Here is a 14,869-nt window from a genome sequence, read left to right as displayed (position 1 = left end):
TTATGTAAGTAGAAGGTTCTCGAGCAATTCTCACGATTAGCTTGTTCTAATTTAGCATGTACGAACTTACAATAATAATAGACAGGCAGCATAGAGGAGGGAATAGCGTGAGGAAAGTTATTGGGTGGTCGCTTTTTTTGTACGTTGGATTTGCGTTGCTTATATATTGGTATTTATTTGGATGGAATCATGAACTCATTCCGGACATGTATAAAGGTACGAGTGCGGATCCAGAAACTTTTATGAATGCAAGAGAGCTTACGCTAAGCCAAGATTATTCGCGTGTGAAAAATTTATTGTTCTTTTTAGCGACGCCTCTTGAATGGATTATTTTATTATTTGTACTCGTGCTCGGTATTTCAAAAAAGTTTGAGAAATGGTCGAAGGAAACGACCAAAATAAATGTCTTACAAGTTGCGATTTATTTCTTCTATTTATCATTATTGACAACAATTCTTGCATTACCGATGCAATGGATTGGGCGTAAAGTCTCTGTTGATTACGGAATCTCTACGCAAAGTACACAAAGCTGGGTAAAAGATCACGTTATCGATTTTTGGGTGAATTACGCGACTATGTTACTTATCGTTACTGTTCTTTTATGGCTTATCCGTAAATTCCCGAAGAGATGGTGGCTAGTAGGATGGGCACTCTCTGTTCCGTTTACGATTTTTTTAACGTTCGTGCAACCTGTTATTATTGATCCACTTTACAATGATTTCTCGACGCTAAAAAATAAAGAATTAGAAACGAAAATTTTGACAATGGCAGATAAAGCTGATATTCCAGCTAAACACGTATATGAAGTAAATATGTCGGAAAAAACGAATTCGTTAAATGCGTACGTAACAGGAATTGGCCTTAACTCGCGTATTGTAATGTGGGATACAACGCTTAAGCAATTAAAAGATAAAGAGATTTTATTTATAATGGCTCATGAAATGGGACATTATGTTATGAAACATATATATTGGGGCGTTGGGAGTTATATTTTACTATCGTTTATAGGTATGTATGTAATTAGTCGAATTTTAAATTTGTGTATTCGAAAATGGGGAGATACGCTGAAAATTTCAAAAATGGCATGTTTCTCGATTTTACCTTTATTTTTCTTAATTTCCTCTGTATTATCTTTTGCATCACAACCAGCAACAAACTACGTTTCACGTATAGAAGAACGAGCGGCAGATCAATATGCTTTAAATATGACGAAAGATGGGAAGTCTGGTGTGAAAACTTTTCAATATTTATCAAAAACAAGCTTAAGCCAAGTGAATCCGCCTGCGTTAGTGAAATTTTTCTTATACACACATCCGCCAATTTTTGAAAGAATTCATACATTTGAACAATATGAAAAACAAAAAAACAAGAAGTAGCGATTATGCTACTTCTTTTTTATAGAAATATAAGTTTGGTATTGGGAATATTTATCATTGCTTTTTATTGTGATTTTGTAAATAATAAGCTATAAAATTCTAAAAATCTATATATAAAGGAATAAAGGTGGAAATATGTATTTTTTACAAAATTTAAAAGTGAAACATAAATTACTCTCGCTTATCTCATTAGCAGTTTTGGGCATGGTAATTATGAGTTGTGTAGCAGTTAATTCAATTAATCAGATTAAGTATGATACGGAAATTGTCGTAGATGATTATCAAAATTCAGCAATTTTATTAGAAGGGATGCTTCGTACACAAAATTCACTAGAATATAACTTACTAGAATTAATTACAGTGTCACAAAATGAGGGGACAAATAAAGAGGGGATTATTGGTAATGTTGAAAAGGATCTAAAGAAATATGATTCTTTATTAAAAGAATATGATGATGGCGTTAATTTAAGTAAGCAAGAGGATGAACTGTTTCAGAAGATGAAGAAATCTTTGCCAAGTTATATGGATACATATAAAAAGTTGTTTGAAAAAGCGAAGGTGACAAACGAACCCCAGCTGGTAAACGAATTTCATAAGGAATTAAAACCAAAGGGAGTGGAGTTAGCTAGTTATGCGGTAGATCTAGAAGCATATGTTTCAAACTTAGCTGATCAAGTATTTAAAGATTCTCAAAAAATGATAGATCAGTCCGTTATTACTTTTATCATTCTTGCAGTAGTTACTACAATCGTTATATGTATAGTAAGTTATATTATTAGCAAGCTTATAGTTGCTCCTTTACAAACGGTTAGTCGTATGATGGAAAGAGCAAAAGAAGGAGATCTAACTGTATATGGTGATTATAATGCTAAAGATGAATTGGGCTTATTAGTAAGTGATTTTAACGAGATGATTGCAGGGCTAAGAGCAAATATGCAAGAAGTAGATAATAATATTCAGCTTTTATTCCAACATGCAGACGGAGTAGTATCTGCATCGGAAGTATCTAGTGGTGCAGCGAAGAAAATCACTATAGATATTGAAGAAGTTGCAAATGGTGCAGAGAGTCAAATGCAAGCAATGGAGCAAACTGCGGGTGCGATGGAAGAGTTGACACAAGGAATGCAGAGTATAGTAAATACATCATCCTCTGTAAATGAATTGTCTGCTCAATCAGCATTAGATGCAGAGAGTGGTAACAAATTAATGAAACAAATGATTCAACAGATGGATACAATCCAAAATTCAGTACATAGCGGTGTCAAACAAGTGGAGACTATGAAGGAACAATCAGAAGAGATTGTTAAAATTATTGATGTTATGCAAGGTATTACCTCTCAGATTAACTTATTAGCATTAAATGCCGCAATTGAGGCTGCACGTGCTGGAGAAAGTGGTAGAGGATTTGCAATTGTGGCAGATGAAGTAAGAAAATTAGCAGAACAATCTAGTGATTCTGCAAAACAAATTGAGAAACTTATTATTCAAGTTATGGGAACAACGAACCATACGGTAGACATGATGGGGAAAGTAGATAATGAGGTACAGGCAGGTACACAAGTAGTGATGAATACAGAAAAAGTATTTGGAAAAATCACTGAAAAAGTGCAGCAAGTATCTAATCAAATTCAAACTGTATCTATGTCTACAGATGAAATTGCAGCGAGTAGTGAGGAGATTTCTGCTTCTGCAGAAGACATGGCTCAAATTTCCCAAAGATCATCTGATCGAACTGATAGGGTAAAAGAGTCTATTCACCAGCAAGAAAAATCAGTTCAAGAAATCTCAGTTTCAATTGAGCATCTGCATAGCGTAGCAGGAGGATTAAAGCAGATTGTTTCACAATTTACTCTTCAAAAATAGTATATTTAAGTTTATATATAGTGAAATTCCTCTGAATAAATAATAGAAAAATCATCCTTTATAAGAAATAAAGGATGATTTTTCTATTATGAAGATTTGATGTGAATTCTACTTTTTACATTCTATTTTTTTACAGTTTTTCAATTGTGATATATAATGATATGTAATGTTTTTAGAATTTTTAGTTTATAAAGAGATGATTGTAGGGGGAGGAGAAAATTGTTTCATTCAAAATCAATGCCGGCTATAAAAATGATCCTTTCGATGTCTATTTTCGGATCGATTGGATTTTTTTCTGTCCAAACGGGTTTACCATCTTTTGAATTAGTATTTATTCGGTGTATTTGTGCGACTTTATTTTTAACGCTATGTTGGTTTGCAACAGGACAATATAAAAATGAGAAATGGAATAAAAAAGAAATTGTACAAATATTAGCGTGTGGCGTATTTCTCGTTTTTAACTGGGTGTTTTTATTTAAAGCGTTTGAAGTCATGTCGATTACAATTGCGATTTCTGTATATCATCTTGCACCGATCATCGTATTAATGATTGGTAGTATTGTATTTAAAGAGAGGTTAACAGCATTTGCGGTTCTGTCCATTACCATATGTTTCATCGGTACAGTTTTAGTAGCTGGGGTAGATGGAAGTATGTCGCTTGAGAAACTCATGTCGTCTGGAATGGTGTGGGCGCTTCTTGCAGCTTTATTTTATGCATTTACAACGTTGCTCGGAAAAGGAATTAAGCATACGAGTGCATATGCGATGACATTTTTACAAACTTTTTTGGGTATATTTTTATTGCTACCATTCGTAGACTTCGGGAAGTTTCAAGGATTAACAGAGATGAACTGGATGATGATCACAGCGACAGGACTTATACATACGGGATTTGTATATTACTTATTTTTTGACAGCTTAAGAGATTTATCGACGAGATTAATTTCGGTATTAGTGTTTTTAGATCCTGCGGTTGCAATACTATTAGATACAGTCTTTACCGGATTTAGACCGACTAGTATGCAAATTGTAGGGATTGTCCTAATATTTGTAGGGATGGCGTTTACTTTTCGAAAAACGAAGGATGAAAAAGTGGTGGTAAAAGAAAATACGTATTATGAAGTGTGAAAAATTACCTCCTAACGTATTGAGAATTTTCTTATTTTTTGTACAATATAAAAGTGGGAAAATAAAGGAAGAGGTGGATGAGAGAGATGAAAAAGTTATTAAAGATAGCGACATCATTAACTTTAATAGGGGGGATATTTGTTAGCGGTAATATTGTTTCAGCAAATACAGATGGAATTCAACAATCTCCACCTCCACCTGATATTATGCTAGAATTTGATGATTTAGCAAATGATCATTGGGCTTATAATGAAATTATGAATTTAGTATATCACCGTATTATGTATGGATATGGAAACGGTAAGTTTGGGGTAGAAGATAATATAACACGTGAACAAGCAGCAGCAGTACTACATCGCGCACTCAATTTAAAAAGAAGTCCATTTGAAGAGAATCCATATGGAGATATTAGTGGGAAATCAACAATGTTCCCTTACGAAATTTTACATTTAACAAGCCTTGGTATTTTTAAAGGAGACGAAAATGGGAATTTCCGTCCGAAAGCAACATTGACTCGCGCAGAATTAGCACAAATTTTAACGAAAGCATATACGTTAAAAGCAAAGCATCCGCATACATTTACAGATATACTAGAAAACTATTGGGCAAGAGATGCAATTAGTGCATTGCAGTCTAATAAAGTCGTAGTAGGAACCGGAGATGGTAAGTTCGAGCCTGAAATGCTCGTTACACGTGGGCAATTCGCTAAGTTTCTACAACAAGCAATTTATAATTCACCAGGGAAATGGGAATAAATAAGAGTATAAAAAAGTACAAGTAGATTATACTTGTACTTTTTTGTCTGAAAGGTGAAGTTTTTAGAAATAAAGGTTTTCTAAGTGAAAGAAAAACATACATTTACTGACATACCAGAAAACCATTGGGCTAAAGATGCGATAAGCACCTTACAATCTAATAAAGCTATAGTTGGAACTGGTAATGGTTTATCCCGCTATTTGTGGGCAATAAAACTCCCACCTCAAAATTTAGATGGAGCAAAGAAGTTAGGTGGAAGCCCTGCTGCCCGTAAACGCCCGATTGGTGAGAGCTAATAATCAGTGGGGGATGAACAAAACCCCAACTGATTAAAGTTTCACTTTATTTGAGCCAGAAAAACTTGTAACTCGTGAATAGTATGCAAAGTTCTTAAATAATGCAATTCATAGGTTCTACGCAAACGATTAATCTATGAAGCTCGAAAAAAGCGCAAATATGATATTTGCGCTTTTTTTGTCTATAAAGTGAAATTTTTATAAGTGAAGGAATTGATTAGTAGATAGTAGAATATTGTATATATAACATCTTTGCAAAAGCTTTTGTTTATCCTTTTTGAAAATCAAAGAGAGAAACTAGAGCGCAAAGATAAGAATATTTCTTCAAATGATTTGCATGCGATTCAGAATACCAATTGGAATTGAGAGCGAATTGGCTCACCTAGTAATCTTCAAAATAATAGATGTTAAAAATGCAATATATTACATACGGTTTGCAAATGCAGCATATGTAATATGGGAAAAGAATTTAGTCTATTATTTTCCACTTTTAATAAAGTGGAAATGAAGGAGAGAGGACAATGAAGAAAAAAATGTTACGTATAATGGCCGCAGCGACTATTATGGGTGGATTATTGGTAAGTGCAAGTGTACCTAACATAAAAGCAGAAGAGTATCCAGAAATGATTGTATTTGATGATGTTCCAGTAGACTATTGGGCATATGAATATATTATGGAAGTGGCGTATCATAAAGTTATGCTGGGCTATGGGAATGGAAAGTTTGGTGTAGGTGATAATGTAAGCCGTGAACAAGTGGCGGCAGTACTGTATCGCGCACTTAATATAAAGCATGAAGGACCGTTAAAAAATCCTTATAAAGATATTTCTGAAAGGTCAACAATGTTTCCGGATGAAATTTTGGCATTAACAGAACGTGGCATTTTTAAAGGTGATGAGAAGGGGAACTTTAGACCTAGAGAAACAATAACACGTGCAGAAGTAGCACAAGTTCTTACACAGACATTTTCATTTGAAGCACAGCAACAGCATACATTTAAAGATGTACCAAATAATTACTGGGCGAAAAATGCAATTAGTGCACTACAAGCTAATAATGTTATAGTAGGAACAGGGAATGGAAAGTTTGAACCAAATAAAGTTGTAACACGTGAGCAATATGCAACATTTTTAAATAAAGCTATTACTAATTTGTATTTGAAAGATGAATAACATGAAACGGAAGTAAAAAATAATATAGTACAAGAAAATTAAAATTATATTAGTATATCATATTTTTTTAAAAAAGCGCGAGAATTACGCGCTTTTTTCTTATTTTAAATTGTTTATCTGTATATTTATTCTACTGTTCATTGTTCGATGATTACTATTTATGGAAAAAACAGGTTAATTGTAGTTACTTTTTACGGGAAAAAAGTACGATTTAGTAACTTTATTGTTAACTAAGTGTAAAGAGAAGTATATGAAATATGATTCACAAATTAGACAAACATTATATGGATAAGTGTATTGTTACTTTTCCGTGAATTCTTTATATTAGAAAAAAATATGTTTTTAGGGAGAGAACAAAGTGAAGAAAAAGATATTAAAAGTAGCAACAGCTTTAACAATTATGGGTGGAATTGGATTAAGCACACAAGGTACTACAGCAAATGCGGAAGTAGCTGTGAAACAACAACAACAAGCTGCATCTGTTACATTTAAAGATGTACCGCAAGGGCATTGGTCTTATAAAGCAATCCAAAATCTAGCAGACTGGGGAATTATTGCTGGTTATGGAGATGGAAGATTCGGTTTTGGTGATAATGTAACACGTGAGCAAGTAGCGGCGTTAATTTACCGTACAATTGATGGGGACCAATACTTTGATGAAAATCATGAGTTTGTAAGTACATATAAAGATATCGTTGATGATAACTCAACAATGTTCCCAATTGAAATTTTAGCATTAACAGAATTAGAAATCTTTAAAGGTGATGGTAGTGGAAACTTCAGACCAAAAGATACGTTAACACGTGCAGAAATGGCACAAATTTTAACGGAAACATTTGATTTACAAGTAAAAGGTACACCAGGATTTAAAGATGTACCAGCAGGACATTGGGCAGCTAAGGCAATTAATGCAGTAGGTTCAAATGGTATTTCAGCAGGTGATGGTTCAGGTAACTTTGCACCAGGTATGAAAGTAACACGTGAACAATATGCACAGTTCCTATACAAAGCAATTTTAAATGATCAGCAACAATAATTTATAAAAAAGAGCCAGTGTTATATAACACTGGCTCTTTTTTTCGTTGAAATCATAATGAATAAACACAGTTTTGTAAAAAAACCATTAAATTTTCAAAAAAAACTTCCTTTTCTGAAGATTTGTTATATAATATAAAACATAAAATTAAATCTGTTATAAAACAGTTTGAGAAGGGGATGCTAATATGTCGACGCAAACTTCACGGGTTACACTCGTTGGAGAAATGTTACCAGCGTACAACGAAATATTGACACCTGAGGCGCTTAGTTTTTTAAAGGAACTACATGAAAATTTCAATGAACGCCGCACGGAACTTTTACAAAAGCGTGTGGAGAAACAAAAACGAATTGATGCGGGAGAGTTTCCGAAGTTTTTAGAGGAAACAAAAAGCATACGTGAAGGTGATTGGACAATTGCTCAGCTTCCGAAAGATTTAGAGGATCGCCGCGTGGAGATTACTGGACCGGTGGATAGAAAGATGGTCATTAATGCTTTAAATTCAGGAGCACATCTTTTTATGGCAGACTTTGAAGATTCGAATGCACCAACTTGGAGAAATGCTGTCGAAGGTCAAATTAACTTACGAGATGCGAGTGAGGGAACGATTTCACATAAAAATGAAAACGGAAAAGAATATCGTTTAAATAGTAAAACAGCTGTATTAATTGTGCGTCCGAGAGGGTGGCATTTAGAAGAAAAACATATGCAAGTTGACGGCAAGAACATGTCTGGTAGTTTAGTAGATTTTGGCTTGTACTTTTTCCATAATGCGAAGGTGCTTTTAGCAAAAGGAAGTGGCCCGTACTTTTACTTACCGAAAATGGAAAGTTACTTAGAGGCAAGATTATGGAATGATGTTTTCGTATTTGCTCAAAAGTATATCGGCATTCCGAATGGAACGATTAAAGCGACTGTGTTAATAGAAACGATTCACGCTTCATTTGAAATGGATGAAATTCTGTATGAACTAAGAGATCATTCTGCTGGTTTAAACTGCGGGCGATGGGATTATATATTTAGTTTCTTAAAGAGTTTCCGTAATCATAATATTTTTTTACTTCCGGATAGAGCGCAAGTCACGATGACAGCGCCGTTTATGCGCGCGTATTCTTTGAAAGTTATTCAAACGTGTCATCGTCGTAACGCGCCAGCAATCGGAGGAATGGCAGCGCAAATTCCAATTAAAAATGATCCAGAAGCAAATGAGGCGGCTTTCGAGAAAGTGCGTGCTGATAAGGAGCGCGAAGCTTTAGATGGTCATGACGGGACTTGGGTTGCCCACCCGGGACTTGTACCGGTTGCAATGGAAGTATTTAATCACATAATGAAAACGCCAAATCAAATTTTTAGAAAGCGTGAAGAAATACGTGTAACAGAAAAGGATTTATTAAAAGTACCGATGGGAACGATTACAGAAGGTGGTCTTCGCACGAATATTAATGTCGGTATTCAATATATTGCATCTTGGTTAAGCGGGAGAGGAGCAGCTCCTATTTATAACTTAATGGAAGATGCGGCAACAGCGGAAATATCAAGAGCACAAGTATGGCAGTGGATTCGTCATGAGGGCGGGAAGCTAAGTGATGGCCGTGATATCACTTTTAAATTGATGGAAGAATTGAAAGAAGAAGAACTAGCAAAAATAGAAAGAGAGATTGGTAAGGAAGCATTTAAGAAAGGGAGATTTGAAGAAGCTACAAAACTGTTTACAAACCTTGTTCGTAATAATGAGTTCATGCCGTTTTTAACATTACCTGGTTATGAAATTTTATAAGAAACAAGAAAAGGGGATGGAACATATGAAAAACGAAAGAATTGATAAATTGCAAGAAAGCTGGGAATTAGATACACGCTGGAAAGGGATCACACGTCCATATACAGCTGAAGATGTAATTCGTTTGCGCGGATCGATTGATATTGAACATACGTTAGCGCGCTGCGGTGCAGAGAAGCTTTGGAAATCACTTCATACAGAAGATTATATTAATGCACTTGGGGCATTAACAGGAAACCAAGCGATGCAACAAGTGAAGGCTGGATTAAAAGCAATTTATTTAAGCGGTTGGCAAGTAGCGGCAGATGCGAACCTTTCTGGACATATGTATCCTGACCAAAGCTTATACCCAGCGAACAGTGTACCAGCTGTTGTAAAGCGAATTAACCAAACACTTCAACGTGCTGATCAAATTCAGCATATGGAAGGTAGCGGTGATACGGATTATTTCGTCCCAATTGTGGCGGATGCTGAAGCTGGGTTCGGTGGACAGTTAAACGTATTCGAATTAATGAAAGGGATGATTGAAGCGGGTGCATCTGGTGTGCACTTTGAAGACCAATTATCTTCAGAGAAAAAATGCGGGCATTTAGGCGGAAAAGTATTATTACCGACGCAAACAGCGGTGCGTAATTTAATTTCGGCACGTCTTGCTGCGGATGTAATGGGCGTACCAACAATTATCGTCGCAAGAACAGATGCAGATGCGGCAGATTTAATTACGAGCGATATCGATCCAGTTGATCAAGAGTTTATTACAGGTGAAAGAACGCCAGAAGGGTTTTATCGTACGAAAGCAGGTCTTGATCAAGCAATTGCACGTGGTTTAGCGTATGCGCCGTATGCAGATCTCGTTTGGTGTGAAACGTCGGAGCCAAATTTAGAAGATGCAAAACGCTTTGCGGACGCAATTCATAAGAAATATCCAGGGAAGCTACTCGCTTACAACTGTTCCCCTTCATTTAACTGGAAACAAAAACTAGATGAAAAAACGATTGCAAGCTTCCAAAAAGAAATTGCATCGTACGGTTATAAATTCCAGTTCGTAACGCTTGCTGGATTCCATTCATTAAATTACGGCATGTTTGAATTAGCGCGTGGTTATAAAGAGCGCGGCATGGCAGCGTACTCTGAATTACAACAGGCAGAGTTCGCAGCAGAAAAAGATGGTTACTCTGCAACGCGCCATCAACGCGAAGTAGGAACAGGATACTTTGATGAAGTAGCACAAGTAATTACGGGCGGTACTTCATCAACGACTGCTTTAAAAGGATCTACGGAAGAAGAACAGTTTACGAAATAATGATAGAAGTAGGTGCCTGTTATAGGCATCTACTTCTATTTAAAATATCCAATCTAATATAGTGAATATACCAACGATAGCAGTAAAAAGAAGGAATGCGAATAATGCTAGACAGCCCCATGTAAATAGTTTGTCTTTCCATGTTTCTTCATAATCATCAATTAGTTCTTCTACCACTTTTTTCTGCAATGGCTGTAAAGGATGTTCGGTGTGTAGTCCTGTAATAACGTCATGATCTCCTTTGAATTTTAAAGCACGTACAATATGATAAGGATCGTTTCCCATCGATTGTTCAAATTGTAGACATGCCGCGTGCATAACATCTGTTTTCTCTTTTTCAAGATACCAATACCGTCCAGCCATTTCTGGGTATTGTAATGTAAAGTAAATATCACCGAGTTTTTTTCTAAGTTCTAATTCATTCGGATAAGTAGCGATCAGTCCGTGTAATCTATCTCTTGCTTTTCCAAGGTTGTTATTTTCAATATCTTTTTCAATTCTCTTTAATGTTTTTTCAGGGATTATTTCTGCCATATACGCCTCCTTATTAGAATAGGTGTGATTATATTGTATAAGAAATACTAAAATTTAGAAATTTTATTTTCAAAAAGGATTGTACATTCTATTTTAAGTATGCTATGATAATACCAGTTGAATAATTAAATTAAGCAATCCATATATTATCAAATGCCGAAAACAAACGGGAAAAAGTATGTGAGAACTAGTTTATGTTTCGTATTTGATAATGTGTGGATTCTTTTTTTATACATGAAGACTAAATAATAAAATGTATTTTCTTAGGAGGAAATAATTATGACAGTTACAGGACAAGTAAAATGGTTTAACAACGAAAAAGGCTTCGGTTTCATCGAAGTTCCAGGCGAAAACGATGTATTCGTACATTTCTCTGCAATCGAAACTGACGGTTTCAAATCTTTAGAAGAAGGCCAAAAAGTTAGCTTCGAAATCGAAGATGGCAACCGTGGACCTCAAGCTAAAAACGTAATCAAACTATAATTTTATAGTTTATTATAGAAAAAAGGATGGCTTATGCCATCCTTTTTTTTGTTGAATATGAACTGATAATCAGTATGTAAAAAGGCTTTCCGTAAAGGAAGGCCTTTTAGTGTTCTTTCACAGCTTTTTTCTTTTCACGTTTCTTACATTCTGGACATTTAGATTTACGAAAAGGCTTCGCGAAGAACAGTAAAATAAAAAATAAACCGAATATAATACTCGCTGAATTTTTTACGATAACAATGCTACTATTTTTCATTTGAATTGTTGGATGATCTTGCTTTTCTTCCATGAGAGACCTCCGTATATTTGATTTATCCCGCTATTTGTGGGCAGTAAAACTCCCACCTCAAAATTCAGGTGGAGCAAAGAAGTTAGGTGGGAGCCCTGCTGCCCGTAAAAGCCCGATTGGTAAAGGCTAATAATCAGTGGGGGATGAACAAAACACCCACTGATTAAAGTTTCACTTTATATTTTAATTATAGCAAAATTAATCACTGTAATTATATGGGAAATATAATTTGTTAAACATATTACAAATAATATAAATTCTTTTTTCGTATATAGAATCCTCTTTTTATATAATTTGTTTCTTTATTATTCTTATATTATTATTAATTAATTTATAGTGTGGTTGATTTATTATAAGTATTTGTAAAGAATCGTAGAATGTAAACCATTTCCTTTTCGTAGATGCTACTATAAAAGGGAAATGAAGAAGGGAAATTAAATAGCGATCGAAAATTTAAAAAAGAGAGGTGAAAAATCTGTTACTAACAAAAGAGTGGATATAGATGAAAATATTCTTAGCATGCAAAAACTACATACTCTAAGGATATACATTTGTCTATATTTTTAGTAGCAGATAGTAGACTATGGAAAGTAAAGTAGAACGTTATGTCGAAAACTATGTTATAAGTAAAAATACAATGGCCTTACTTCCTGTTGTTCTAGGAGAAAAGAAAGTTGTTACGCGAATTGTTGAAATGGAAGATTCTTTTTTCGTATTTCAAAAGCCTCTTGATATTATAGAGAGAAGTTGCCGGAAACATGGTTCTAGTTTCTTTGGAAGAAAAGAAGGAACGAAGGAGTTAACTCGTATTACACATAAAGCTCCTATCGCAATTAGCCCGACAGATCAACTTTATTTTTTCCCTACGTATTCTTATTCTCGAAAAGAGTGTGCGTGGTTGTCTCATTTTCATATTGAAGGTAATAAAGAATTAAAAGATGGAAATCTTATTATTAGATTTATAAATGGTTTCGCTGTGAAACTAGAAATGTCAAAAAGTAGCTTTGAAAATCAGCAAAATCGTACAGCGAAATTGCGGACAGAATATGAAGACCGTAAGAAAAAACAAGGGAATCCTTGCTTTAAAGAGATCGATAAAAATGAAGAATCTAAATTAACACCAGCATATGAGAAAGTGTATTTTGTGAAGGAAAGCGAAGTGTGAAAGGATGGGGAGACCCCCATCCTTTTTATTTGTCCGTTTTTGTCGGAAAGTCGATAAATTCGAAAAATTGCCGATAAAAATTGAGTTGTGGTCGATAAATTCGAGAAATCGCTGATAAAAATTGAGTTGTGATCGATAAATTTGAAAAATCGCTGATAAAAATCAAATTGTGGTCGATGTATTCAGAAAATCATCAAAAAATATTGTTCCTCAAAAAACCAAACGTATAACAAACGTTGTCGAATATTGAAAGATTATCATAGCGTGATAAGGAAGGAATTCTAACGAAAGATATGGAAACTTTAATAAATACATCTCCATATGTCATATCTACCATTTCCTCTTTCATTTAAGCAATGATACAGTAGAGGTAATAATTAGGATAAAGGAGTAAAGTGTAGAATGGATTTTCAGACAATCAAAGAGTATTTTTCACCAGAAAATATGGATCATATTGTTGAAAGTTATCGTGCGTTCGGACCGCTTCTCGGTATTGGCTTACCGATGATAGAGGCGCTTATTCCGGCATTGCCACTCATTGTGTTTGTGTTGGCGAATGCTGTTGCATTTGGCTTTTGGTTCGGTTTTCTTTATTCATGGCTTGGGTCAGTAATTGGTGCAATGCTTGTATTTTTCATTATTCGTAGCTTTGGACGAAGTCGTTTCTTTTCTTTTGTAAATAAGCATGAGAGAGTGCGAAAAGCGATGGGATGGATTGAAAGAAAAGGATTCGCGCCAATCTTTGTTATATTTTGTTTTCCGTTTACACCATCTGCGCTTATAAACGTTGTAGCTGGTTTGTCTCGCGTTAGCGTAAAGCAGTTTGGACTAGCATTAGCATTCGGAAAGCTTGTGATGATCTTTATTTTAACGTATATCGGTCATGATTTAGTGTCATTTATTCATAAGCCGGTGAAATCGGTTATTGTTGGCGTTGTTATTTTTATTTTATGGTATGTCGGTAAAAAAATTGAAGTAAAGTTAGAATTACATTAGGAAAAGTCTTCTTTGTAAAGAAAAGCTTCATTATTAAAGGGCGAGGGGAGAAGCGAATGAAGAAAACTTTGAAAAAAGAAGGGCTAGAGTGGATAAGAACAATTTTAATTGGTGTACTATTAGCTGTATTTTTTCGAACGTTTTTCTTTTCAACGTACGTTGTGGAGGGGAAGTCAATGATGCCGACATTGCAAGATGGAAATATGCTCGTTGTGAATAAGGTGAGTTATCAAGTAGGGGACTTGAATCGATTTGATGTCGTCGTTTTTCATGCGAATAAAAAAGAGGACTATGTAAAGCGGGTTATCGGTTTACCTGGGGATCATATCGAATATAAGCATGATAAACTATATATAAACGGACAATTCGTGGAGGAACCTTATTTAGAGACGTATAAGAAAGAGACAAATGGACGGCAATTAACAGGCGATTTTAAACTAGAAGAGTTAACGGAAGAAAAGTTTGTACCACCTGGTTCTATTTTTGTAGTTGGTGACAACCGCCTTGGTAGCTGGGATAGTAGGCACTTTGGCTTTGTGAAAGCTGATACAGTTGTCGGTAAAGTTGATTTACGATATTGGCCGATTCGAGAGGTACAAACGAATTTTTCAAAAGGCTGATATAATAAAATGAAGTATAGGAAAAGACAAACAGCTCAGTTTGTCTTTTTTCGTGTCCTATAATACAATTAT

General features: G+C 34.9%; 15 protein-coding genes and 2 pseudogenes. 15 read left to right on the top strand and 2 right to left on the bottom strand.

Annotated elements, in window-relative coordinates:
• Positions 1-107 precede the first annotated feature (107 nt).
• The 10 genes and pseudogenes from MKX77_RS18575 (at position 108) to aceA (ending at position 10,707) form a co-directional block, all read left to right on the top strand.
• Positions 108-1,376, top strand: coding sequence for a M48 family metallopeptidase (locus tag MKX77_RS18575; protein ID WP_341307441.1), 1,269 nt, complete (start codon positions 108-110; stop codon positions 1,374-1,376).
• Between the two features lie 135 nt (positions 1,377-1,511).
• Positions 1,512-2,291: pseudogene (locus tag MKX77_RS30715) on the top strand (MCP four helix bundle domain-containing protein); the annotation flags it as partial.
• Entirely contained in the window at positions 2,286-3,239 is a 954-nt protein-coding gene (locus tag MKX77_RS30710) for a methyl-accepting chemotaxis protein (protein WP_427279057.1), read from the top strand. The pseudogene MKX77_RS30715 and the gene MKX77_RS30710, both read left to right, overlap by 6 nt.
• Before the next feature lie 219 nt (positions 3,240-3,458).
• Entirely contained in the window at positions 3,459-4,367 is a 909-nt protein-coding gene (locus tag MKX77_RS18565; RefSeq protein WP_131246095.1) for a DMT family transporter, read from the top strand.
• A 77-nt stretch (positions 4,368-4,444) separates the two neighbouring features.
• Positions 4,445-5,122 carry an S-layer homology domain-containing protein gene (locus MKX77_RS18560; protein ID WP_002011235.1) on the top strand — a complete coding sequence of 226 codons (678 nt, stop codon included), beginning with the start codon at positions 4,445-4,447 and terminating at the stop codon, positions 5,120-5,122.
• Between the two features lie 84 nt (positions 5,123-5,206).
• Positions 5,207-5,419, top strand: coding sequence for an S-layer homology domain-containing protein (locus MKX77_RS30705; RefSeq protein WP_002125868.1), 213 nt, complete (start codon positions 5,207-5,209; stop codon positions 5,417-5,419).
• A gap of 521 nt (positions 5,420-5,940) precedes the next feature.
• Complete coding sequence (locus MKX77_RS18550; protein ID WP_215555528.1) at positions 5,941-6,591, top strand: S-layer homology domain-containing protein; 651 nt, start codon at positions 5,941-5,943, stop codon at positions 6,589-6,591.
• A gap of 358 nt (positions 6,592-6,949) precedes the next feature.
• On the top strand, positions 6,950-7,627 hold the full coding sequence (locus MKX77_RS18545) for an S-layer homology domain-containing protein (RefSeq protein ID WP_341307440.1): 678 nt from the start codon (positions 6,950-6,952) through the stop codon (positions 7,625-7,627).
• Between the two features lie 187 nt (positions 7,628-7,814).
• Positions 7,815-9,404, top strand: coding sequence for a malate synthase A (gene aceB / locus MKX77_RS18540; RefSeq protein ID WP_215555530.1), 1,590 nt, complete (start codon positions 7,815-7,817; stop codon positions 9,402-9,404).
• 25 nt (positions 9,405-9,429) lie between these two features.
• Positions 9,430-10,707, top strand: coding sequence for an isocitrate lyase (gene aceA, locus MKX77_RS18535; RefSeq protein ID WP_002149914.1), 1,278 nt, complete (start codon positions 9,430-9,432; stop codon positions 10,705-10,707).
• 39 nt (positions 10,708-10,746) lie between these two features.
• Here aceA and MKX77_RS18530 read toward each other — a convergent pair whose 3' ends face one another.
• Positions 10,747-11,241 (bottom strand): DUF6584 family protein, encoded by a 495-nt coding sequence (locus tag MKX77_RS18530; protein WP_341307439.1) that lies wholly within the window; start codon positions 11,239-11,241, stop codon positions 10,747-10,749.
• Positions 11,242-11,520: 279 nt separating this feature from the next.
• Between MKX77_RS18530 and cspA the strand changes: the two genes are divergently transcribed.
• Entirely contained in the window at positions 11,521-11,724 is a 204-nt protein-coding gene (cspA, locus tag MKX77_RS18525) for an RNA chaperone/antiterminator CspA (RefSeq protein ID WP_002011282.1), read from the top strand.
• Between the two features lie 106 nt (positions 11,725-11,830).
• On the opposite strand, the gene MKX77_RS18520 is transcribed toward cspA, so the two are convergent.
• The gene (locus tag MKX77_RS18520) at positions 11,831-12,016 is read right to left on the bottom strand and encodes a hypothetical protein (protein WP_002011281.1); all 186 of its coding nucleotides are present in this window, start codon (positions 12,014-12,016) and stop codon (positions 11,831-11,833) included.
• 447 nt (positions 12,017-12,463) lie between these two features.
• Between MKX77_RS18520 and MKX77_RS18515 the strand changes: the two are divergent.
• The 4 genes and pseudogenes from MKX77_RS18515 to lepB all read left to right on the top strand — a co-directional run.
• Positions 12,464-12,550: pseudogene (locus tag MKX77_RS18515) on the top strand (RNA-guided endonuclease TnpB family protein); the annotation flags it as partial.
• 49 nt (positions 12,551-12,599) lie between these two features.
• The gene (locus MKX77_RS18510; protein ID WP_215555532.1) at positions 12,600-13,181 is read left to right on the top strand and encodes a competence protein ComK; all 582 of its coding nucleotides are present in this window, start codon (positions 12,600-12,602) and stop codon (positions 13,179-13,181) included.
• A gap of 402 nt (positions 13,182-13,583) precedes the next feature.
• Complete coding sequence (locus MKX77_RS18505) at positions 13,584-14,177, top strand: TVP38/TMEM64 family protein (protein ID WP_002158925.1); 594 nt, start codon at positions 13,584-13,586, stop codon at positions 14,175-14,177.
• A 56-nt stretch (positions 14,178-14,233) separates the two neighbouring features.
• Positions 14,234-14,797, top strand: coding sequence for a signal peptidase I (lepB, locus tag MKX77_RS18500; RefSeq protein WP_341307438.1), 564 nt, complete (start codon positions 14,234-14,236; stop codon positions 14,795-14,797).
• The last annotated feature ends 72 nt before the right edge of the window (positions 14,798-14,869 follow it).

It is taken from the genome of Bacillus sp. FSL R9-9410 (assembly GCF_038050385.1).
In the GTDB taxonomy this organism is placed as follows: domain Bacteria; phylum Bacillota; class Bacilli; order Bacillales; family Bacillaceae_G; genus Bacillus_A; species Bacillus_A cereus_U.
Note: the sequence above shows the minus strand (reverse complement) of the source record. Positions and strands in the feature narration are given on the sequence as shown.